Source organism: Sporosarcina sp. ACRSM (assembly GCF_022346545.1).
Classification (GTDB): Bacteria; Bacillota; Bacilli; order Bacillales_A; family Planococcaceae; genus Sporosarcina.
The window spans coordinates 99,633-122,047 of record NZ_JAKRNU010000013.1 but is presented as its reverse complement, the minus strand read 5'-3'; the positions used below and the strand labels follow the sequence as shown (position 1 = coordinate 122,047).

Below are 22,415 nucleotides of genomic sequence, written 5' to 3'. Positions count from 1 at the left end.
AAGAATGGAAGCAGACATGTACATTGAAAAATTCAAGGATGATTATCAGTTCCGAATGGCACCCCGAACAATCAGGAGCTATCAACTAGCCGTCAATCAATTACAAGAACATCTAAATATACCATTTGATGTGATCACCTCAAAGGATATTCGGAACTGGCTGATGATGTTGAAAGAAAAAGGATACAAACCGAATTCAGTTCAAGGTAAGTTGATTGGACTAAAAACCTTTTATAAATATTGTCTGGAAGAAGGGATTATCCCCATCGATCCTGCAAGGAAAATACCATTCCCAAAGATAGAAGAGAAATTACCCAATTATTTAACGCCCACTCAGCTCACGAGTCTTAGGGATTGCGTGGAAGGACAGCTTTTGGAGCGTGCAGTCATTGAAATTCTATTTGCGACAGGGGTCAGAATTAGTGAACTGGTGGATATGAAGAAAGCGGATATTAATTGGAGCGAGCGGAGCATTCTAATTCCCGAAGGGAAATGGAAAAAAGGGCGAGTTGTGTTATTCAGTCACGCGTGCGGCCAACATTTACAAGCCTGTCTCGATTCACGGACGGATTCATTACCGGATGTATTTATCAATCAAGAGGCAACGGCGAGAATTCGTCAGCAGAAGATCAGGACCCACTTTCAATCCTATTCCAAACATTTAGGATGTAGGGTAACCCCTCATACGATGCGCCATACGTTTGCTGCACACCTCGCTCAAAAAGGGATGCCGCTCGAAAGTATTCAGGAACTTCTGGGGCATGACCACCCTCACACAACCCAGTTGTACGCCCGATTATATAACCAAGCTAGAAAAGAGATGTATGATAAATGGATGTGACAATCTTCCGGGAAGGGGATTGTCCATCCTTTTTTTATTAGGTAGAATGAGTTCTTTCTTCATTATATATAGTCGCCAAATGCATCCGATCTCCAGGAATGGATCACATGACGTTCCTTCTCAAACACCTTCTCCAAATAAATCATCGTCGTTTCAATCCCCGCATGCCCAAGACTTCTCTACCGTAGCCCCCTCTTGCTTATACTCTTTGGATCAAATCCACTGAATTGTTTTTAGGTGAATTAACTAGCGGAGTAACCTGATAGGCTTCCATGTCACTTGCGTCGTAAGGTACCAATAGAGGGCTAAGTTGATTAGTGTCGGTAATCGATGGATCGAGCCAGGTTTGTTCGTTCTGCTGTTTCAAAATGACTGGCATCCGGTCGTGAATTTCGGCCACTAGCTCGTTGGGCTTTGTAGTAATAATAGTACACGAATGGATGGTTTCATTATTTGTTTTCCAAGATTCCCATAAGCCGGCCATTCCAAATAATTCATTTGATTTGAGTTTGACGCGCATAGGGATTTTGGTTTTGTCGTCGAGGCGCTTCCATTCGTAGAAAGAGTCAGCAACAATAATGCACCTGCGTTTTTTATAAGCGTTTCGGTAACTAGGTTTTACAGTCAACGTTTCGGCTCGCGCATTGATCATTTTATAGCCGATTTTCTTATCTTTAGCCCATGGAGGGATTAGGCCCCAATGTAAGTAGCCTAAGCGATTGTTTTCCCCGTCGTTGATGACAGATAGAACATTTTGTGACGGTGCTACATTAAAGCTTGGTTGATAATATGCGTCATCAATTTCATTGCTGATAGCAAAGTGTTCCATGATATCATCAATGGCTGTTGTAATCGTAAAGCGTCCACACATGCTGATCACCTCATCGGATATTTTGATGGCAATTGTATCAAATTGGTCATTGAGAAGGAAATGATATGACAGTTTATTAAGAAAGTTAGTTGGACGAAAGGAAAGAAGACAAATGGATTGGCAAGATGAATTGAAAATTTAAACACATTACGTCCATTAGACGAATCACAACAACCCGAATCCAATAATTGAAAAGCGATGTTTTATTAATGAATTTGGCTTGTTCGGTGAGGGGTTTGTATTTCTTTTATATATATTGGCCAAACTGTTCGGTATTCCAACTATGAATGGCATGTCGTTGCTTCTCAAACACCTTATCTAAGTAGATCATGGTCGTTTCAATCCTCTCATGTCCAAGGCTTCGCATAATATCGTACTTAACCTGACTAACTGATTTTTGAAGAACGCCTGAAACCCTTGGTATATAAGGGTTTCAGGCGTTCTTTAAAAAAGTTGATGGAGTGGAAAGTGCGATTAACGCTAGTGAGTTACAAATTAAATTTTCTCAACCAGTTGCAAAATCATCAGTAATCGGTACAGATGGTAACCTTTTAGGTTCTATTGTAACAGTAGGCGGAGCTGGGCTTGGGGCTAGCACTTATCCAACAACACTAAGTGCAGATGGTAAAACATTAACAATTATTGCTGATGGTTCTACTTTTGTAAACTGGGAACCAACTGCAGGCTCTTATAACTTTGTTCAAGTAGCAGCAAATAAAGTAACTCATAAGGATTCTTCATTATTGTTTGCACCTGCATTTGAAGGTTCTTACAATTTATCTGATAAAACACGTGCATCAGTAACTTCTGTACAACGAGTTGGTAATGATACTGTTAAACTAGTATTCTCAGAGCCAATCAAAGCTGCTACTCCTGTTTATACTTATGTTGACAGTTCTTTAGGTGCAGTTACAGCTCCGACTGAAACATGGAGTGATAACAAAAAAGAGTTAACTATTAAATTCGATGCTTCAACTCTTGCTAATAAAGATGTTAAAATTGCTATTTCTGATTTAACAGATTTTGCTAATAATGTATCAGTACCTTATAGCACAATTACTCAAAAAGTAACTTCTGATTCAACTGCACCAACAGTCGTTTCTGCAGTAGCAACTTCTTCTACTACTGTAAAAGTTACTTTTAGTGAAGAAGTAAGTACAGTTTCAGGACAATTAGCAGACATTAAAGTAGGTGCTTTAACTGGTGTAGCTTCTGCTGCATCTGCAGGTACATCTTTCACTGTATCTCAAAAATCTTCTGAGAAAAATGTAGTTTATCTTACATTAGAAGCTGCTGATGCTATCACTACTTCTGCAACAGTAAGCTTTGGAGCAGGAACGATTGTTGATTCTTCTTCAAATCTTAATGCTGCTACTGCACAAACTGTATTCTTTAATACTGATAAAGTAGCTCCAACAATCCAATCTAAAGAAGTAGTAAATGTATCTGGAGTGAATCACCTTTACCTTACATTCTCTGAGGATGTTGTGAAGAAAGGTTCAGCTGATTTAACATTCAATTATACAAACCTATATGGTGTTGTTACTCCAGTAACTGTACCAGAAGCTAACTTCACTGTAGACTCAGATAATAAAAAATTAGTAAAAATTGAATTACAAGATAGTACACCAGCTGATTTACCATTAGCATTAAATTACGAGTTTGATATTCCTGCGGGTTATGTTACAGATGCTTATGCTAACGATATTGCAAAAACTACTGTTAACTTTACTAACACAGCAGCAACAGCTCCAGTTCAAAAATTAGTTGTTACTTCAGCAACTTATGGTGCTACAGTAGCAGATGGAAGCTATATTGATGTTGCATTCCCTGTATTAATTGATCCAGCTACTGCAGCAAATGTATCTAATTATGCAGTTGAAGGTGCAACAGTAACAAAAGCAACAATTACATCTAATAGTGCATCAGGTGCAGTAGTTCGTTTAGCAATTAAAGAAGGAACTATCGAAAGTTCTGGTAACTATGATGTTACTGTTAATGGTGTTAAAGCATATGCGGCTAATAGTATTGCAGCAAATGAAACTAAAAACATTGTATTAACAGAAAATGTTGCACCTACAGTAAAATCAGCAGTCATTACTTCGACTCCTGGAAATCCAACTACAATTGTTTTAACGTTTAGTGAAGCATTAGGTGCAAGTTCTACAACTGGCAACGACTTTGATGTTTTTGTAGATGGTGTTAAATCTTCATCTACAGCAACAACTACAGCTATTTCTGCAAATGATGAAACTGTTACTGTATCAGTTAATGCTAATATCAATGATTTACTTGCAGAAGGTAAAAAAGTGGAATTACGTCCACAAACAACAATTGATATTGCTGACGTAAATGATAACAAAACAAATGTTGGTATCATTGAAATTAAATAATTTCCTCGTTGAAATATTTGCAAAATGGGGTCAGAACAGAATTCCTTTTAGTATGAAAGGAAGTTCGGATAACAGGTTCTAACATGATTCTGACAACTCTTTCGTTATTTTTTGAGTTAGTCTGGTAATCTAGTGGTAGGATCAAAAACCTGAATAAAGCGAACAGCCAACTGTCTTTCGGGATTGGTGATGCGACCCCTAAAAGTTAGAGTTTTATATTATGCAGCTAATTGGCTGGTGTGAAGACGGTATTGAACCGGACTCATGCCAGCCAATTTCTGTTTGATCCGTTTGTTGTTGTAATAACTGATGTAAGACTCAATATCTCTTTTTAATTCCTCGTTTGTGCGAGGTGCCATGCCATAATACATCTCCTGCTTTAGTAGCCCGAAGAACTTTTCCATTGGTGAATTATCTATGCAGTTCCCTTTGCGTGACATGCTTTGGAATACTTTGTGATCCTTCAGGGTCTTGACCAATTTTCAATGCTGATAGTGCCATCCTTGATCAGAGTGGATAGTTGTCCGGTACTTTGAACCTTTAACAATTTCAAGAGCGTCTTCTAATGGTTCCATCACAAAGTCCAGCGTTGGACGCTTGCTGATACCGTATGAAAGTATTTCTCCATTATACATATCCATAATAGGGCTTAAATAAAGCTTACAGTTATCTGCACATTTGAATTCTGTGATGTCGGTTGTCAGCTTTTGATAAGCTGTATTTGTGTAAAAACGGCGATGAATTAGGTTCTTCGCGACAGTACCCACTGTCCCCTTGTAAGAACTATATCGGCGTGATTTCCGCATAAACTTATTCCCCTTCAATCCGAGTTCTGTCATGATGCGTTGAACCTTTTTGTGGTTCACTTCCATGCCTCTGTTCCTTAGTTCTAGTTTGATTCGTCGATAGCCATAGTTGCCATCGTTCTTCTCGAAGATAGATTGAAACATGTCTTCCAACTCTTGAATAGGGCTGGAAGTCTGCATTCGATTAATATGATAATAATAGGAAGATTCAGGGATGCCAACAACTCGAAGGACGTCCTTCAGTAGGAACTCTTCTTTGAGTTCGAGTGATAGCGCTACTTGTGCTTTTCGAGATAGCCCTCCGGATCCATCTGAAAAGCTTTTAACTTTTTTAAGTACTCCACCTCTAAACGAAAGAGTTCATTTTCTCGTTCTAGTTTTTGTTCACGTGTCATTTCGTCTTGTGGGGCAGGCTGTTTACTTCGTTTAAAGTTCTTCGCTTTATCAGACATGGTAGGCCGTCCTTTCGGTTGATCCAGGGCCTCCACACCGCCTTCAAGGAACTTCTTCTTCCACGATGAAATCATCGATGAATTTTTCAGTCCAATTTGAAGTGCCGTTTCTGACCGCGAAACGCCTGTCCTTTTCATAAAGCTTAGTACATCTAGCTTGAATTGAACAGGATAATCTTCATTATTTTTCTTTTTAACTAATTCTTCCACACCATACTTCTGGTAGATTAGTACCCACTCTCTAATCTGCTCTTTTGATTTCACACCATGTTTCTTCGCCAACAAACTATACCCAATTCGTCCATCTAAATACTCCCGAACAATTGCGACCTTGAATTCCTCGCTATATTTAGCCATAATAAAACACCCCAAAAGTTAGATTTTGACTCTAACTTTTGGGGTGCACATCACCATCCCGAAAGACAGTTGGCTGTTCTTTACATTCGAATTTTTAGATTCTACCTCTAGATTGCTAGATTCACTCAAAAAAATATCAAGTGAATCATCTGAATTGTGTTAGAACCTGGAACCCGAAATTAATGCAAATTACTGAATTACATAAGTAACTGTAGCTGTAGCATCTTCAGCAGTAACAATTACTTTTTGACCACTTGCCAAAGCAGTAGCATCAGTTAATTCTGTAGTACCGTCTGCAGCAGTCACTTTTACTGTTGCAGCTGCATGAGTTGTATCTAATGCTGCTTTTAAAGCTCCAACAGTAGTTACAGAACCATCAGCTGTTAGAGTTTCACTACCTACAGAACCGCCAATAGAATATTTGCCAACCACAGCATCGAGTGTCGCTACATTTGAAGCTGCTTCTGCTGTTACTGTGATAGTAAAGTCTTTAGAAGCAGTTTGACCATTAACAGTTGCAGTTGCAGTTAAAGTAACTGTAGCATTTCCATCAGCAAATGCAGGACGTGTTACTAAACCAGCATCTGTAATTACTGCAGTATTACTTGAAGACCAAGTTACATCTGCTCCAGCTAACGCTAAGTTAGCAGTTACTCCTGGAACTGTAGTTGTAGTTGCACCATTAACTGTAGCTGAATTAACTGTTGCTTGAGCAAGTGACTGATCTGCGATCGCATCTAAGTCGATTTCTGCTTTAGAGCCATCTGCTACAACAGTTGTACCAATTTGTAATTTGTTAGCCAATGAAGAAGAATCAACGATGAATACATCTCCATTTTCATCTGCAACTGTCTTAATATTCGTTACAGTTGTAAGGCTCACTGCACTTGGTAATGTAATTACTACTTCGTTGTCACCATCTGAAAGCTCAGAAGCGGCAATAGATACATTTTGTTTAGAGCCATTGATTGTTACTTCAAGGTTCTTCACTGCATTTGTAGCTGTAACTGAGTTAGCAATATCCTCAGTGAATGTTAGTTTGATTACATCAGAAGTAGTAGAAGCATTTGATGCTTTAATAAATACTGCTTCTTTTAATACTGGCTTAGTATCGTCAGCTAATACAACAGTTGTAGTATAAGGTGTACGAGTTTGTAGGTCCTTAACAACTTTTGAACCAGATTCTGTAGTTACATTTGTAGAAATTTCCAATAAGAAACTTCCATCAGCTTTTACAGCTTCTTTTGGCAAAGTGATATGAACATTTTCTTTGTCGCCTACGAAATCAACTACTGTACCTGCCGGCAACGCTTTACCATCAAGTTTGTAATTACTTGCAAGTTTTGCACTATCGGTCATTTCAGTTTTGTAGTCAATAGTGATAACGTTTTTACCTGCTGCAGTAGTTTGAGTAACAACACCATCTAAATCTGAAGTTGATGATCCATTAACAAATTCTACATATTTAAATCCGCTCTCAGAAGGACGGACAATAGTTGTTAACTTGTCATTTCGTAAACTAGTTGCCTGATATGCTGCTACAGATGAAGTAGTCTCATTATAATATAATTCATTAGCTGCAATCTCTACTGTGAATGGTCCTTTATCAGTAGCAAATGCTGCACTTGAAGCAATTGTTAAAGTATCTCCAGTTACAGAAGAAACCGTAGTAGAAAGTACAACACCGTCTTTGTCACGAACTACAACTTCATCATTAGCAAGAGTATTTACTTGAGTAACAGGTTTTTCAAATGTTACCGTCATTTGGTTAGCAGATACTAACTCATTTGTTTTAACTTTAGGCTTAACAGTATCTTTTGTTAAAGAAACATTACCTACATACTTAGTACCGATTAAGTCATTTGCTTTGTAGTTTTCAAGCGTTACTTTTAAGGAAGCTGTTGTCTCAGTACCTTTATATAGTGGGTTTTCGTCTGTAGTTGGTGCTTCTTTAATTGCTACATAAATACCCGGTTTACCATTTCTAGTTCCCGGTGCTGCAACAACTTCGGAAGCTGATGCTGCCGCTGGATTAGCAAAATTCGCTGATGAAGCATTTGAAAATTCATGCGTACCTTTTTCGACTTTAATAGCTGTACGATCCAAAGTAACTGCACGATTTGTTTCGACGAAGAATTTATTACCGTTTACTGCAGTAACACTAATTACTTTAGGAGCTGTTGTATCTTCAGAAACCGTATAAGTTGCATTAACTGCTGCATTCACAGCTGGATTAGCAGATGCTGTATCAGTTAAAGCAAAAATTGTTACTTCATGGTTTCCTTTTTCTTTAATTGAATCTAGCTGAGATTGTGTTAATGCTGGTGCACTACCTACTGCTCCATTAGCAGATAAGCTAATATCAAAGGTATAAGAATAGTTACCAGCTATAGTATCATCTACAGCAACTAGTGTTGCGTTAGTTAATGAAATACCATCAATCTTCACTAAATCTACTGTAGTGTCAACTGGGCGATCAAATTCAATCGTTAAACTTTCTGAACCAGCAGTACGATCAATAGCAACGTTTTTAACTGTTGGAGCTGTAGTTACATTATACACAATCTCTTCTGATGAATAACGAGGTAATACTGTACCATCAGCTGAAGTGATCGCATCAGTAGTTTGAACTACAATTTTGTCTCCTAAACGAAATTGATGGCTACTTGGTAAAGAAGAGCCTTCGTTCAAACGAATTAAAGCTGTTTTTCCATCCACTACGATATCCTCAATAATTGTTGCACCCGGAATAATTGTGCCATTGATAGAGATTTCATAGTTAGAGTTCTTAGCTGCTGACTCAGACATTTCTTTATTAAAAGTAACCAGAATCTCTTCAGCGTTAATCGCACTTACCCCCAAATCCCACAATTTTTCACCCCAAACTATATGAGGAAGGTAATTATATTTTTTCCATCCAATCGCTGTTCAGGGCAATCGTTAATTGCATTGGATATTCGGAATTAGCTTCGTTTGGTTTATGGCTACAGCGGAGCTTATTACGACGATTACGCTGTAATGCAAGTCTAGTACTATTCAGCTCAATGATTCGAGCTCGTTTGTTCGTTAAGCAATCACATATATGCAAAGAAAATAGACAGACTACTATTATGTTGAAAATACGGCTGAAAAAGATCAAAGTGGTTGATTGTCGCTCTTTTTTCCATTATAGAAAGCTTATGGTTGGATAGATAAGACTATAGCTACTCTTAAAGAAGTGGAAGTGGTATAATAGAACTATAATAAATTTACGTAGGGAGTACTATTGTGAACAGGAGAATTATAGCTTATGCCTTTATTTCGCTAAGTTTATTGCTTAGTGTTCTTTTCTACGGAGACGCATTGAAAGGTATTTTCAGTAAAATACAATTAGCGACTATAGTTGGGATGTCGGCTATTGCATCGGGGGTAACAGGAGTAGTTATGAGCCTAGCATCTAAAAGAGTCGCTAATTTCGAAGCAATTCGAGAGTATTTCCAACAAGGTGATACACAGGAGATGATTCAGAATAGAGGCAAAATCTATGATCTAGAAAACGAAAAGGGAAACATAGATCAAACTGCCGCCGCTGAGATTTGTGGTTTCTTTCACTTTTGGGGGATGATGGTTTCTAAAGGCTATTTACCCATATGGATCTTTAAAAGCTCATCTGGCTATTCTGTCGTCAAATTATTTTATTTGCTACAACCATATATTCAGGAAAGACGAATGACTACCAACAAATACTACGCTGAAGGTTTTGAACAACTTGCGAAAAAGATTAAAAAGAAATATAAATATGAGTATCTACTCGAAGAAAGAAGGGGTGAAAAGGAAATCGAGTAATCTTAAGGTGTTTATTTCTCAAAAACTACAATTATCTTTTTGATACTCCTGTATGACGAAGAGATGGCTATCAAGAAATATGATTCGCCGGGTGTTTTGGCGGAGTATTCCATTACCAGACAAAGTAAATTAAAAGAGTGTGCAGGGAAAATATCATTTAAAAATTTAAGAGAGGTAAGCCACTATGTTTGTTGAACATCCGGTAATTAACTCAAATATTAAAGGAAATGCAAAGTTATGGAGATACATGGATTTTGCAAAATTAGTTAGCTTGATAAATAATCATTCTTTATATCTTTGCAGATCAGACATGTTCAAAGATATTTTTGAAGGCAAAATCATTGGTTTTAAAGTAGACGATATGCGCGAAAGTTTAGAGAGAATTGCCTCCAACGAGTATATTTTTGAAGATGAGACTATAAAATTTGAAGGAAAAGACAAACAGGATTTATTAGAGAAGGCAGAAGAGTTTACAGAACAAATTTATAGTGACTCTGAATACCAAAGAAAAAATACTTTTATAAACTGTTGGCATTTAAATGAATATGAGTCTGCAGCAATGTGGGATTTATATTTAAAAAGTGATGAAGGTGTTGCCATTCAAACAACCTTTGATCGTTTAAAAAATAGTATTAATGGCTGTGAACAGGAAATTTATATTGGAAAAGTGAATTATATTGATTTTACGAGAGAAAGCAATTTTTTTGGAAATGTATTTGAACCATTCTTTTCAAAGCGAATTTCATTCGCTCATGAACAGGAAGTACGGTTACTTTATGCTGGTCATCATGATGCAAAACCCCTGAAAGATGAAGATATTTATGGAGTTAACATTAAAGTCGATCTTTCAGAGCTAGTTGAGTCGATATATGTTTCTCCAGATGCTTCACAGTGGTTCGTTGAAATTGTAGAGGCGGTTATAAAGAAATTTAATATAAACGCAAATATAATACATTCAGATTTATATAAAGTCAAATAAATCATGTCTCATTTTAAATATAAGAATAGAATGCTAAGCCTTTAATTTTCAAAGATCAATTAAGTCACGAGAAATCGAAAACTATACTTAGCACATATTCAGATTTATATCCTATTAGGCTTGATAGAATGATGAGGGAGGGGTCATGATATGATTACAAAAGAGCACATAATGAAAACGAAGGCTATCTATTCAGAATATCAGAATTACAGGTACTCATTGACGAAGATTTGGGATGAGGACAAACCTAAAGCTGCATTTATAGGAATAAATCCGAGCGATGCAACAGAACTTTTAATGGATAAAACAGTTATGAACCTAACGAATTATTTAATCCAAAATGGTTACGGTCAGGTAGAGATTGTTAATCTATTTGCTTACAGATCTAAAAAGCAAGATGGACTAAAGAATAGAAAAGAAAATGATGAGCTGCATAATGTGGAGTTTATAAGGAAAGCTTTAGAAGACTCACAATTGATTATCGTAGGCTGGGGACGAGATGCCGATGGGAAAGCAAAATATAAAGAGGCTATCAATAATGTGAAACGCGAATTACTCCCTTTTAAAGAACGAGTAAAATGTTTCCAAGACAAAAAAGGGCATATTAACTGCCATTTAAGTATGGGATACAGTGAAGAATGGCGATTGGTGAATTACCCTATTGGTACAAAAATAGAATAGACTGAGCGCTTAGTGGATTCAATAGGAGTGACAGTCACTCATAAAACTCCTAAAAACCAAATTGACGTACTATTCCTTCTTTGGATATAGACGGTAGACAGATGCATGTAGTACAATTGCTTTAGATAAGTCGTTTCTTTTCTATTTCGGCATAAGCGTATGGTTGGAATGTAGTAAAAAATACTTATTCATACTCATTGAAGGCTCATTAAAGAATGGAGGAAACAAAATGACAAGAAAAACTAGAAGTGATTGTACAGTTGGCACATTTGAAAAGAAACACGGATTACCGCCAGGTACGATTCGAAACGATGATGGCAGAGATACAAGAAGTGATAAAAAGATTGGTACCATTCGAAAAGAACGAGGCCAGAAATAATTTCACATACAGCGCTAATGAATAAAAAACATGAATCTGGAATAGAACAATTACCAACTGGGGCCGATTTGAAGCAAACTTCAAGTTGGCTTATTTTGTATTTTAAAAAAATGAACTTTGTATGGGGAATATAGAGATCATTACCAAGTATTATCTCAAATTGAAAGAGGGTGCAGATTATATGGCCACCTACAAAGAAATCCAAAATTATGTAAAAGAAAACTTTGGTTACATACCTAAGACCTGTTGGATAGCCCATACAAAAGAAATATGTGGCCTGTCTCCGAAGGTTGCCAGGAATAGAAAGAATATTAATGAGAGAATATTCCCGTGCCCAGCAAAAAATCAAGAAGATATCAAAAAAGCCTTTCAATATTTCGGCATGATCAAAATGAGCAAGTAACTATTTAAAAGTAAAATTGGGGGAAAGTAGGAGATTAGTTATGAGTAATTTACAATCACTTTCTGAGCTGTATCAAAATAAGTTGTTTCGGATTCCAGATTATCAAAGGGGATACGCTTGGAAGCAGGCGCAGCTTGTGGACTTTTGGGATGATGTCATGAATTTGCAAGGGGATCGATATCACTATACGGGATTGCTTTCTTTAAAGGCTGTTCCAAAGGCGGAAACAAAAGGCTGGGGAAATGATAAGTGGCTGCTGGATTCAGGTCATAGAGCCTATCATGTTGTAGATGGTCAGCAGCGCCTTACGACCTTTTCAATCCTTGTTAACGAGATTGTATCCTTCGTGAAAAACTTGGAATGCAATGCTGAAAAGAGTGAAGAGGAGATTGTTCTTTGCTATCAAACATTAAAATCGATACGGTCCAAATACATATCACAGAAACGTCCGCCTCAGAATTTTATTACGACATACTTGTTTGGATACGAGACAGACAACCCGAGTGCTGAATATCTTGTATATCGGGTGTATGAAGAACCTCATAGAGGGACGGTTAATGAGACTTACTATACACAAAATCTAGGCTATGCGAAGAGATTTTTTTCCGATTGTCTAAAAAAATTGAATGCGTCAGAAGGAATGGAGGGGATTGAAACCTTATTCCGTAAATTGACACAGCAGTTGATGTTTAATATTCATGAAATTGAAGATGATTACGATGTTTTTGTTGCTTTCGAGACCATGAATAATCGTGGAAAGAAACTGACGAATCTTGAATTACTTAAGAATCGGCTGATCTATTTGACTACGCTATATGATGATTCACAATTGGATGTGATGGATAAAGTAGAATTGAGAAAACAGATAAACGATGCATGGAAAGAGGTTTATTATCAGCTTGGCCGCAATCAGCATTCACCACTTTCGGATGATGAATTTTTAAGGGCGCATTGGATTATGTATTTTCATTACTCGCGTAAAAAAGGCGATGACTACATAAAATTCTTGCTGAATAAATTCTCCGCAAAGAATGTATTTCAGAAGCAGGTGGATGTGGTTGAGGAAGAAATTCCAGAAAACATAGATCTAGAATTCGCCGATGAAGATGATGATGTTCCGAAACCGACTGATACTGTCAAAACAATAAGTAGACTTGAACCGAAGGATATAGCAGATTATGTGAACAGTCTGAAAGAGGTAGCAAAATACTGGTTTTATTCTCATTTTCCACAACTCAGTAGTTTGACTCATGAAGAAAAACTTTGGTTAGAGCGGCTGAATCGAATTGGAATGGGCTATTTTAGACCACTCGTTACTGTATCACTTGCGTTGGATGGGGAAGTTTCATCCAGCGAGCGAGTTGCTTTATTTCGCGCGATTGAACGGTTTATATTTTTATCCTTCAGAATGGCCGCTTATCAGTCGAGCTACCAAAGCAGTCATTATTACCGAAAAACGCGTGAAGTCTATATGGAAAACCTGGCCATTCATCAAGTGACAGCATCTTTGAATGAGACAGCTGACTGGGATATGGCGTATACCATTGATACATTTATCGCTCGGATTGGTAAAAACTTTTCTAATGGGAATGGGTTTTATGGCTGGCGTGATCTACGTTATCTTCTATTTGAATATGAATACGAAAAAGCTAAACAAACAGGCATTGAAAAGCTTGGGTGGACACCTTTTACAAAAGTCGAGAAAGACAAAGTGACGATTGAGCATATCCTTCCACAGACACCGACGAAATGGTACTGGAGAAATCAGTTCCGCCAATATACAGATGACGAAATCAAAATCCTATCCGATTCACTTGGAAATCTGCTGCCATTATCACAGAGTGTCAATTCTGCTTTACAGAATGATAGCTTTGAAGATAAGAAAGTCTCAAAGACAAATGGGCGTCGTGGGTATGAAGATGGTTCGCATTCTGAACTTGAAGTGTCCCATGAAGCTGATTGGGACGCACAACGTATCCTCGAACGGGGTATAAAAATGCTGAAGTTCCTGGAGAAACGTTGGAATATCCATTTTACAGACGAAGAACAAATGATAGAGCTGCTTCATATTCCGTTTGTGAATGATGGACGTGAAGAAATTCCGGAAATCGATAAAACAGCATTTGATAATACATTTGATGCTGCTACAACGACAACAAGGGAATTATCCGAACGTCATTTACTAAGGATGGATTTTTGGAGTAATTTTGTTAAGTACTGTCGGGAAAACGGACGTGGGAATGATATTGCTACCCGAAAGCCATCGTATGATAATTGGTATGATGTTACGGTGGGGAGTCCGAACTATCATTTGTTTTTTCAGGTTCTCAAAAAGGGGACTCTACGTATAGGAATTTATGTTTACCAGCCTGAAAATTTTTCAAAGCTTGAAGCGAAAAAAGCGGAAATAGAAAATGCATGTGGTTTTTCCCTTGAGTGGTACACAAGCAAAGAAAATAGTGTAGCCAAAAGGATTTTATATTCTGTTGAAGCGGATATATACAATCCAGAATTGTATCATCAGCACTTTAAATGGCTAATAGAACATTTTGATAAACTTCAAAATGCGCTAACTACCGTAGAATAATGTAGAGATGAGCGGATTGAAGAAAACGGCTATGGCAGTCGCAGTGTAAGCCTGTAATCACACAACGCATATTCAAAAGTGGCACCTCCCTGGTACGATTAACGTATCAAGGAGGTGCTTCTTTTTGTTGCAACAATCACTAACAATCGTCCTTGTTACATTACTTCTGCAACTACCTTCAATCTTTACACGATCAAAATGGCTCTCATCCAAAGCGATAAACACACGATGTAGCAAACCAGTATAAAGCCGTACATACGATTTGAAAAATTGTCCAAGGTAGTAATCTGAAAATTACAAGGATATAAATGTATTTTATGGTAATTAACTTGAAGGTATAGAAATTTTAATAACACTATCGTACTATGTAATAGTACATAAGAGGAGGAACAACTATGAAAAAACTTATTGGATTTCTCATGTTAGCAATGGTGCTTGTTTTAGCAGCTTGTGGAGATGACTCGGTAGAAACAACAGACAAAGAGGTCGGTTCAGTAACTGGCGAACAAAAGGAAACGAACAAGGAAGAAGTACAGGACGAAAACGAGAAGAATGAACTAAATCAAGAAGTTGCCGATACCGAAAATATTAAAGCGACATTAGTAAGTATAGAGAAGATTGTAGATAAAGAATGGGACGAAGAAAAATATAAAGTGACATTCGAAGTTGAAAACAAACGAGAAGATACAATCACTGTACAAGCGAGAGAAGTTTCCGCGGACGGAAAAATGATTGATGAATCCATGTTGATGATGAGTCAAGATATATCTGGCGGGAAGAAAGCGGATGCTGTGCTAGAAATTCAGAACTATGACGGTGATCTACCTGAAATCAATGAAAACCTTGAATTGATTCTGTACGTATTTTCTAACGAAGACTTCGAGACAGTCGAAGAACATAAAGTAGTAACAAATTTAAAATAACACAGGCAGGCGACCATCCCTTTTATGCCGGGGACGGTCGCCTTTTTCGTATGCGTCAATGATATAAGAAAAGATTCATGCGCCTTCCGGAGACAAAGTTTCAGAAGGACGCTTGGTTCCCACCCGTTAATTCAATTCAAGCAAGGCTATTGACCTTACACACGCACTCATCCAATCCTTCTCCATTAACTTTTTATCGGAAATAGCTCTTAGTACTAACGAGTCCTATCTTTAATAGTTAAATGGAACTATAATGGTAGATAGTGAGATTGAAAATTTAATGAATAAGGAGTATTTGCCGTGCAAGTGTGGAGAGAGCATCTACATAAGGGGTTGGATGGATGGAAGAGAAGTCTAGCGCCCCTCCGAAAGTATGATAAAAGCATAAGTAGGGTTGACGAGCTCCTGGATAAAATTCAGGATCAGACGACGAACGTAGTCATTCTTGGTGAAATTAAGGCGGGAAAATCTACATTCATCAACGCACTGCTTGGTGAAGAGCTTGTCCAATCCGGTACCATTCCTACGACGGCCGTTGCGACAAAGATTACGTATGGTCCTAGATTTCGGATTATCGCCAAAAAGAAAGACGGTACTTCGACGGAAGTGAATCGGACGGATTTCATCGAACTTTCCACAGAGGTGGAGGGGAGTTTAAAAGCTGATCGGCTCAATTTGGATTATATTGAAATTGAAACACCTAACGACATACTAAAAGGTATTACAGTAATTGATACACCAGGTTATAACTCCGGTATTGATCATCATACAGAAGCTGCGGATGCACATTCCACCCGTGGTGATTATGCAATCTGGGTATTCGATGCTAGGCATACGGGCCAAGAGACAGAGAAACTCAAAATAAAAGAGATAAAAAGTAAAAAACAGGATCTGCCGATTTATGGAGTGATTAATAAGATTGATATTCATGATTACGATGAGGAGCCGTTGGAAAGTTTTCTGGAGGCGAACCATCGCACACTTAACGAACTTGTTGAATCCTTGACGCCCGTATCATCAAAATTAGCGCTTGAGGCATTTAAATCGGATGACAACAAGAAGTTGGGACTCAGTATGTGGGAAAACGTAGAAGAGATTTTCTCTACATTCAGGATGACGGATGAGGAAAAAAATGAGCGTCTTTTCGCTGCATTCGCTGATATTCTGAGTAATATCAGTGACTTATATGCTACCGAAATGAAAAGGGCACCGGTCCATTTTTATGCTCATTTCATGAATCAGGTACTTCATGAGCAGATGCCTTCATTGCAATCTGAGTATATTGCATTTGATAATCATATGAAAACACTCGAATCCGAAGTTCTCGTCTTGCACCAACTTTTAACGACACCGCTGGAATCCCATGAAGCAATTCAAAATCATAACCATTTGCTCAAGCAACTTAAGAATCGTTATCCTTTTGTACAAATACCGGCATTCAATTGGCTTCTCTTTCAAGACCTCGAGCGGCAATTCGGATCGATGAATAGGTCTTTCCATGAGCTGAAGGAACAAAGGGAAGCTATTTCTAATAAGTGGTCGCAATATAGCAATGTTTTTCTATTCCGTAAATCAAAATTGGAAAAACTACTAGATAGTCAGGAAGCATATAATCGGAAGCTAACTCGAAATACTAAAGAAATGGATAATCTAAAAAGAGAAGAGAGAACGATGGAACAGCTTCTCCATCGTTATTTTGAAGATCTCAACCAAGAACTATTAAAAGTTTATGAACATCTTTTGCATGAAATGATGGCACTTGCAAGTCAATGGAATGAAAAATGGGAACAGCAAATGCGGAATTTTTCCAAGTTGCCAGATGAGAAGCTTGAATTGTTAGCTGAGCTGCAAGGTATGTTTGCGTCATATTCGAACACGATTGGCCCTTTTTTCCAGAAAGATTATCGTGAAATAGAACCGCTTGGGAATTACCAACAGGCAAAATATAAGAATGAGATGATCATCGGTATGTTGCCAGAACTACCTGTCTCGTCCTATAAAGAATGCAAAGAAGCAATCCGGTGGATGGAGCATTTGTCTTCCCATGAGACTGAAGATATAAAAGGGGCATCCTTTGACTATCAACATCTATTGCAACAGCCAACTATATATGTTCCAGAAAAGCTTACGTTGCCTATTGAAGCGGAGATCCAGAAGATCATCGGTATTCGCAAAAAGTCGGCAGTTGCTCTAGGAGTTGTCTGTCTTCTAATTGTTCTGTTGAACGTTGATATACCAAAACTGTTTGATCGGGAAAGTATAATGGCTGAACCATTGAGAAGTGATGCGGAATATGAATACGAAACTTACAGTGACAGTCTAGCGACTGGGGAGTCGGAAGCGTTGGACAGTGATTTTACTGACTGGAATGAGCAAGATATGAGTAACAGCCAAGCCATTCAGCAACCTATCCAAATTAACGAAAGCAACTTGGTGATGTTCATGCTGAATTACCGCGAAAGTTACATGGAAGCCCTGAATGATAATATGTTTGAATTGGTAGCCCCTTATTTGTTGGAAGGCAGTACAGCCTATCGTGAAATCGATGATTATATATATGATGTGTCGCCTTCGGGAGCGTATTTCGATTTCACGTCGACAGTTGTAGATGAACTGGAACAGAAGGGAATATCGAGCTACCTGGTTAGGACGACAGAAGTATTTGTATTTGAAGATCGAACCGGCTATAAAGAGAGATTTGTGAAGAAAAAGGAATACACGGTTGAGTTACAATCTGAAACCGAGTTTAAAATTAAATTCATCAAAACGCTTGATACACAAAAAGAGAAGATTATTGAAAAAACTGTTTCGGAAGTTACCCGAGATGACCTTATGGGCTTCGTCATTGATTTTTTTAATGAATATGTAAATGCCATGAATATCCGAAACAGTGACGACTTAAGCCCTTATTTGGCTTATAAAGGAGGAGTGAAGCAAGAGATTGAAAAATACATAGATGAAGCAAATCCAGAACATGAAACTGTCCTCAGCCAGTTGGCTATCGAAACGATAGATGTTCATGATGATCAACATTACAGGGTGAACGTCTATGTTCACTTGGACCACAATCTATATGGGGAGTTAATTTCAGCTGAAAAATACAATCAGCAACTTCTTATTCATGTGGGGCCTTATGGACAGTTGCAGATTACAGAAATAATGTGGACGGCTATCATCGAAGGGGAGGATGAGGACGATGACCTTATCGTTGAATGAGTTTAAAGATAAAAAAATAAATGTATTAATGCAATTGAACCAACTTTCATTTGTCCTTCAAGATCTTGGATATAAAGAGGATATAAGCAAAGTGATGAGGTTAAAAGAGGATTTGGAAGATGATCGATTTGAGTTGATTGTCGTTGGGGAGTTCTCAAGGGGCAAATCGATGTTCATTAATGCGCTGCTTGGAAGGAGGATTTTACCTTCCCTTGCAAGACCGACCACAGCTATTCGGAATGTAATTGTTTATAAGGAACGGCCGTCTATCCAACTGTATTTTAAAGATGACAAGAGGGCAGCCGAAACAGTTAGTGAAGAGGAATTTAAAAAGATAGTAGCTCCTAAAGAGGCGATTAAAGGAGATAAGGAAAGCGAAGCGATATATGCACGGGAAGTGGAGAATTTGAACGCCATCAATTTTGCAGAAGTTGGGTACCCGCTCCAGCTATGCAAGGAAGGGGTGACGATTATCGATACCCCTGGTTTAAACGATTTGGATCCATCCCGGGGTCAGATCACTAACGAACTGATACCGAAAGCGGATGTCGCTATTTTTTTATTGGCAGCGACAAAGGCGATGTCAGCATCAGAGATGAGTTTCTTGAAAGACCGGCTGATTGCGAATGATATACAGAAAGTTTTTGTTGTCATTAATTTCAAAGACGATTTAGACAACGAAAGTGATGCAAGGGATGTCTATCAAAAAGTGTTGACAGATCTACATAAAGTGCTGCCGACTGAAAAGGTCTATCTCGTTTCGGCGAAACAGCAGTTGTACCGGAAGCTTGCTGAAAACGGGACTCCTGCAACAAAAATGGGAGAGCCGGTGGAACTATGGGAAAGAGAACAGACCGGTTTTGTCCCTTTGGAACAAGATATTGCCAATTTCCTTCAATATGAGCGGGGAGCTGTAAAGTTAGGCAAGCCTATCGATCGAGCGCGGCGGATGATTGAAAAGGTGATTCAAGAAAAAATCCGTTTTGAACGTGAAAGCTTAAAGCAAACGCATGAACAGTTGCAGGAAAAAGTCGCTTCATTCCAACAACAACTTACCAGTATCCGAAAGATGGGCATGGAAGCAAAAAAAGTGCTGAATTTGACGTTGGTGCGGGAAAGATTCCGAATTCAACAATGGTATAGTGATCAACTGTCTACCATTAAGGAAGAAGGGCTCCGGACCTTCGATCAGTCGCCAAGCGGTTTGAGTCAACTTTCCCAAGAAGTTGACGAAGCCATTGCCCCGCTTGAACGGGAGTTACATAGCAGAAAACAGAAAAGAATAGAGGAAACTTTACAGTTGGCTTTGGATCATGCAAGTCTGGAATTGAACGAGGAGTGGGAGAAGCTTGAGAAACGTTATACACTCGCATTTCTAGGTGCTGTGGAGGAGAACGAAACAATAGGAGGGAATTCGCTAACTGGTATTGAGAAGCAGGGGGGAATCGTATTGTTTGATGAACTTCTGGATGAATTGACTTTTGGATGGCGGGAAAAGTCAATGGTTGGGAAACTCCTTAGTGGTACGGGAGTTGCGTTGACAGTCACTTTTTATAGCATTCTGGAAATAGGTAAGGGGTTGTGGGAGATGATTACAGGGGAGTCGAACAGGAAGGAGAAATTGCGTATCCAAATAAGCTCACAACTAAGTAGGACGAATGAAGAGAAAGTCAATGCATTTGTCCGAGAGTGGACGGGCTTGTCGGAAGCATACGCTACGCAATACGGGGAAATGATTGAGCGGCAAGTAGCAATTAAAGAAACACAGATGGAGAGATTGATGTATACAATCAGGCTCGAAGGGGATGCAATCCAAGAAAAGCAGTTCCTTTTGAATCGTTTTGAGACGAAGTTAAATGACATCCACCGCGAGCTGGACATGGTTTCTGAAGCGTTACATGTGAATAGGAGAGTGAGGGTATGAAGACAGTGTCTGTAGAGAAGGAACGTTATTCGGATCTAATTGTAGAGTCCTTGCAACAATTACAAGGACTCTTTCCTGAAAGTGCATTAATTCCTTTGTTGGAAGAACTGAAAGTCGATATAAACAACGATTATTATACGATTGTAGTAGTCGGTGAGTTTAAGCATGGAAAATCGACATTGGTGAATGCGCTACTGGGAGAGGAACTAATGCCAATGGGTGCTATTCCAACAACCGCCCTGATCCACGCTGTTTTTTATGGTGAAAAACCTGAGCTTCATATCGTGAAAAAGGATGGGGAAATTGAAAAAAGAGAACTCACTCAGGATGCACTAGTTGAATATAGCGCAATTTCCGAACAGGATCTGTTGCATATAAACTATGTAAAAGTATTTCTCCCAGCCGATTTATTGAAAAATCGTGTTGTGTTGGTCGATACGCCTGGTTTGAATGATTTGAACGAACATCGTACAGCGGTGACGAAAAAAATTATACCACAGGCAGACGCTGTGTTATTCACATTAGATGCGCGCCAGCCTGTAAATTCTTCAGAATATGAATTTCTGAAGAAAATGATAAATGAGGAAGGACTAAAGCGAATCATCTTTCCGGCTAACTTCATGGATCATTTTGACGATGAGGATGAGCTGGAGGATGTGAAAGATTATATCGAACGTCGGATTGGTAATCTGACCGAGGGAGAACGTCCCCTAGTCATCCCGATTTCTGCGAAGAAAGGGATGGAAGGAAAAACTCAAAAAGAACCGAACTTGATTGCCTATTCAGGATTAAGTGAATTGGAAAAGACGGTGCGCGTACTATTGGAGGACGGAAATCGGCAATCGGAAAAGATGGCTAGAAACCAATTTCGGGTGAACGTATTACTTGAAGCAGCATTAAAGGAAGCGAATGCTGCCAAGGCAATTTATGAAGCGGATGTAGAGGAACTGGAGAATGTGATGGCTGCGATTTCAAGCTGGATGGACAACAAATCCTCATGGATTGACCAATTGGATGATTATATCATGGAAAGGCAAAAAGAGATCGAGCTTATCGTAGAAAAATCAATCGTTCATTTCATTGAAAAGTTAAAAAAAGACATAAACAAGCGCATTGCTGTTTATAACGGCACGGACATAGACCATCTCATGAATACGGAAATCCCGATTGCAATCCAAAGCGGCTTTGAGCAGTGGATTGATCAATATTCCATACACATTCATGAGCTTTTCAGCAAATTGGAGCATGAAATTTCAACAGGTCTAAGCAAATCATTTGAACAAAACATAGTGATTAAGAATATTGTACGCACGGAACTTACAATGGAGAATACGGAAGACCAGGTCGAAGTGAAATCAGAAAACACAATGCTCAAAGCGGGCTTACTTGTGGGGGGAGCCAGCACATTGGCGCTTGTCATGGGTGCGTCACTTATTATCCCCGTCATGGGTATGGTTGCACTGCCTTTTGTACAAAAGAAAATGATGAAGCAAAAACTGGAACAATCGAAACCGGCTTTGCAGCAAACGATGGCAGACCATATATCGGCTCTCGGTAAGGAATTCATGGAAAATGTATTTGAATATATAACAACGAATATAAGCACCATTCAAACACAGACAATGGAGCAGTTCGAAGCCCAGTTATCAATCAAGAAGAGGCTCATTGACGGCCAATTAACTGGAAAAGTAAGAGAAAGCAGTGAGCTCGACGAAAAAATTCGCGAAATCAATAAATTCGAAACGAGCCTGAAACAAATACTAGAAGAGGTGAAGTGA

General features: G+C 38.6%; 16 protein-coding genes and 1 pseudogene. 12 read left to right on the top strand and 5 right to left on the bottom strand.

From position 1 onward, the window contains the following. Positions 1-4: 4 nt before the first annotated feature. Entirely contained in the window at positions 5-841 is an 837-nt protein-coding gene (locus tag MHZ95_RS18080; protein ID WP_239392193.1) for a tyrosine-type recombinase/integrase, read from the top strand. Between the two features lie 199 nt (positions 842-1,040). Here MHZ95_RS18080 and MHZ95_RS18075 read toward each other — a convergent pair whose 3' ends face one another. Beyond that, on the bottom strand, positions 1,041-1,712 hold the full coding sequence (locus MHZ95_RS18075; RefSeq protein ID WP_239392192.1) for an SOS response-associated peptidase: 672 nt from the start codon (positions 1,710-1,712) through the stop codon (positions 1,041-1,043). A 461-nt stretch (positions 1,713-2,173) separates the two neighbouring features. Here MHZ95_RS18075 and MHZ95_RS18070 point away from each other — a divergent pair, with 461 nt between their 5' ends. Further along, on the top strand, positions 2,174-4,105 hold the full coding sequence (locus MHZ95_RS18070) for a hypothetical protein (protein WP_239392191.1): 1,932 nt from the start codon (positions 2,174-2,176) through the stop codon (positions 4,103-4,105). Between the two features lie 218 nt (positions 4,106-4,323). Here the strand turns inward: MHZ95_RS18070 and MHZ95_RS18065 are convergent, their stop codons facing one another. The 4 genes and pseudogenes from MHZ95_RS18065 to MHZ95_RS18050 all read right to left on the bottom strand — a co-directional run bounded on the left by MHZ95_RS18065 (position 4,324) and on the right by MHZ95_RS18050 (position 8,591). After that, positions 4,324-4,545, bottom strand: coding sequence for an IS3 family transposase (locus tag MHZ95_RS18065; RefSeq protein WP_255726833.1), 222 nt, complete (start codon positions 4,543-4,545; stop codon positions 4,324-4,326). A 42-nt stretch (positions 4,546-4,587) separates the two neighbouring features. Further along, positions 4,588-5,190, bottom strand: a pseudogene (locus MHZ95_RS18060) (IS3 family transposase); the annotation flags it as partial. After that, complete coding sequence (locus tag MHZ95_RS18055; protein WP_239392189.1) at positions 5,187-5,720, bottom strand: helix-turn-helix domain-containing protein; 534 nt, start codon at positions 5,718-5,720, stop codon at positions 5,187-5,189. The pseudogene MHZ95_RS18060 and the gene MHZ95_RS18055, both read right to left, overlap by 4 nt. A gap of 189 nt (positions 5,721-5,909) precedes the next feature. Further along, entirely contained in the window at positions 5,910-8,591 is a 2,682-nt protein-coding gene (locus MHZ95_RS18050) for an immunoglobulin-like domain-containing protein (RefSeq protein ID WP_239392188.1), read from the bottom strand. Between the two features lie 396 nt (positions 8,592-8,987). Here MHZ95_RS18050 and MHZ95_RS18045 point away from each other — a divergent pair, with 396 nt between their 5' ends. From MHZ95_RS18045 to MHZ95_RS18000, 10 genes are all read left to right on the top strand, one after another. After that, positions 8,988-9,545, top strand: coding sequence for a DUF4760 domain-containing protein (locus tag MHZ95_RS18045; protein ID WP_239392187.1), 558 nt, complete (start codon positions 8,988-8,990; stop codon positions 9,543-9,545). Between the two features lie 184 nt (positions 9,546-9,729). Continuing rightward, a complete protein-coding gene (locus MHZ95_RS18040) occupies positions 9,730-10,524 on the top strand; it encodes a DUF2971 domain-containing protein (RefSeq protein ID WP_239392186.1) in 795 nt (264 codons plus the stop codon). A gap of 150 nt (positions 10,525-10,674) precedes the next feature. Next, positions 10,675-11,205, top strand: a complete 531-nt coding sequence (locus tag MHZ95_RS18035) for a DUF1643 domain-containing protein (RefSeq protein WP_239392185.1) — start codon at positions 10,675-10,677, stop codon at positions 11,203-11,205. 229 nt (positions 11,206-11,434) lie between these two features. After that, on the top strand, positions 11,435-11,584 hold the full coding sequence (locus MHZ95_RS18030; RefSeq protein WP_239392184.1) for a hypothetical protein: 150 nt from the start codon (positions 11,435-11,437) through the stop codon (positions 11,582-11,584). A 181-nt stretch (positions 11,585-11,765) separates the two neighbouring features. Beyond that, on the top strand, positions 11,766-11,987 hold the full coding sequence (locus MHZ95_RS18025; RefSeq protein ID WP_239392183.1) for a hypothetical protein: 222 nt from the start codon (positions 11,766-11,768) through the stop codon (positions 11,985-11,987). A 40-nt stretch (positions 11,988-12,027) separates the two neighbouring features. Further along, entirely contained in the window at positions 12,028-14,574 is a 2,547-nt protein-coding gene (locus tag MHZ95_RS18020; RefSeq protein WP_239392182.1) for a DUF4268 domain-containing protein, read from the top strand. Between the two features lie 395 nt (positions 14,575-14,969). Then, positions 14,970-15,497, top strand: a complete 528-nt coding sequence (locus MHZ95_RS18015; protein ID WP_239392181.1) for a hypothetical protein — start codon at positions 14,970-14,972, stop codon at positions 15,495-15,497. Between the two features lie 300 nt (positions 15,498-15,797). Beyond that, positions 15,798-18,713: a dynamin family protein gene (locus MHZ95_RS18010; protein WP_239392180.1), complete on the top strand. Its 2,916-nt coding sequence runs from the start codon at positions 15,798-15,800 to the stop codon at positions 18,711-18,713. Continuing rightward, the gene (locus tag MHZ95_RS18005) at positions 18,694-20,637 is read left to right on the top strand and encodes a dynamin family protein (RefSeq protein ID WP_239392179.1); all 1,944 of its coding nucleotides are present in this window, start codon (positions 18,694-18,696) and stop codon (positions 20,635-20,637) included. Before MHZ95_RS18010 ends, MHZ95_RS18005 begins: the two co-directional genes overlap by 20 nt. Further along, positions 20,634-22,415, top strand: coding sequence for a dynamin family protein (locus MHZ95_RS18000; RefSeq protein ID WP_239392178.1), 1,782 nt, complete (start codon positions 20,634-20,636; stop codon positions 22,413-22,415). Before MHZ95_RS18005 ends, MHZ95_RS18000 begins: the two co-directional genes overlap by 4 nt.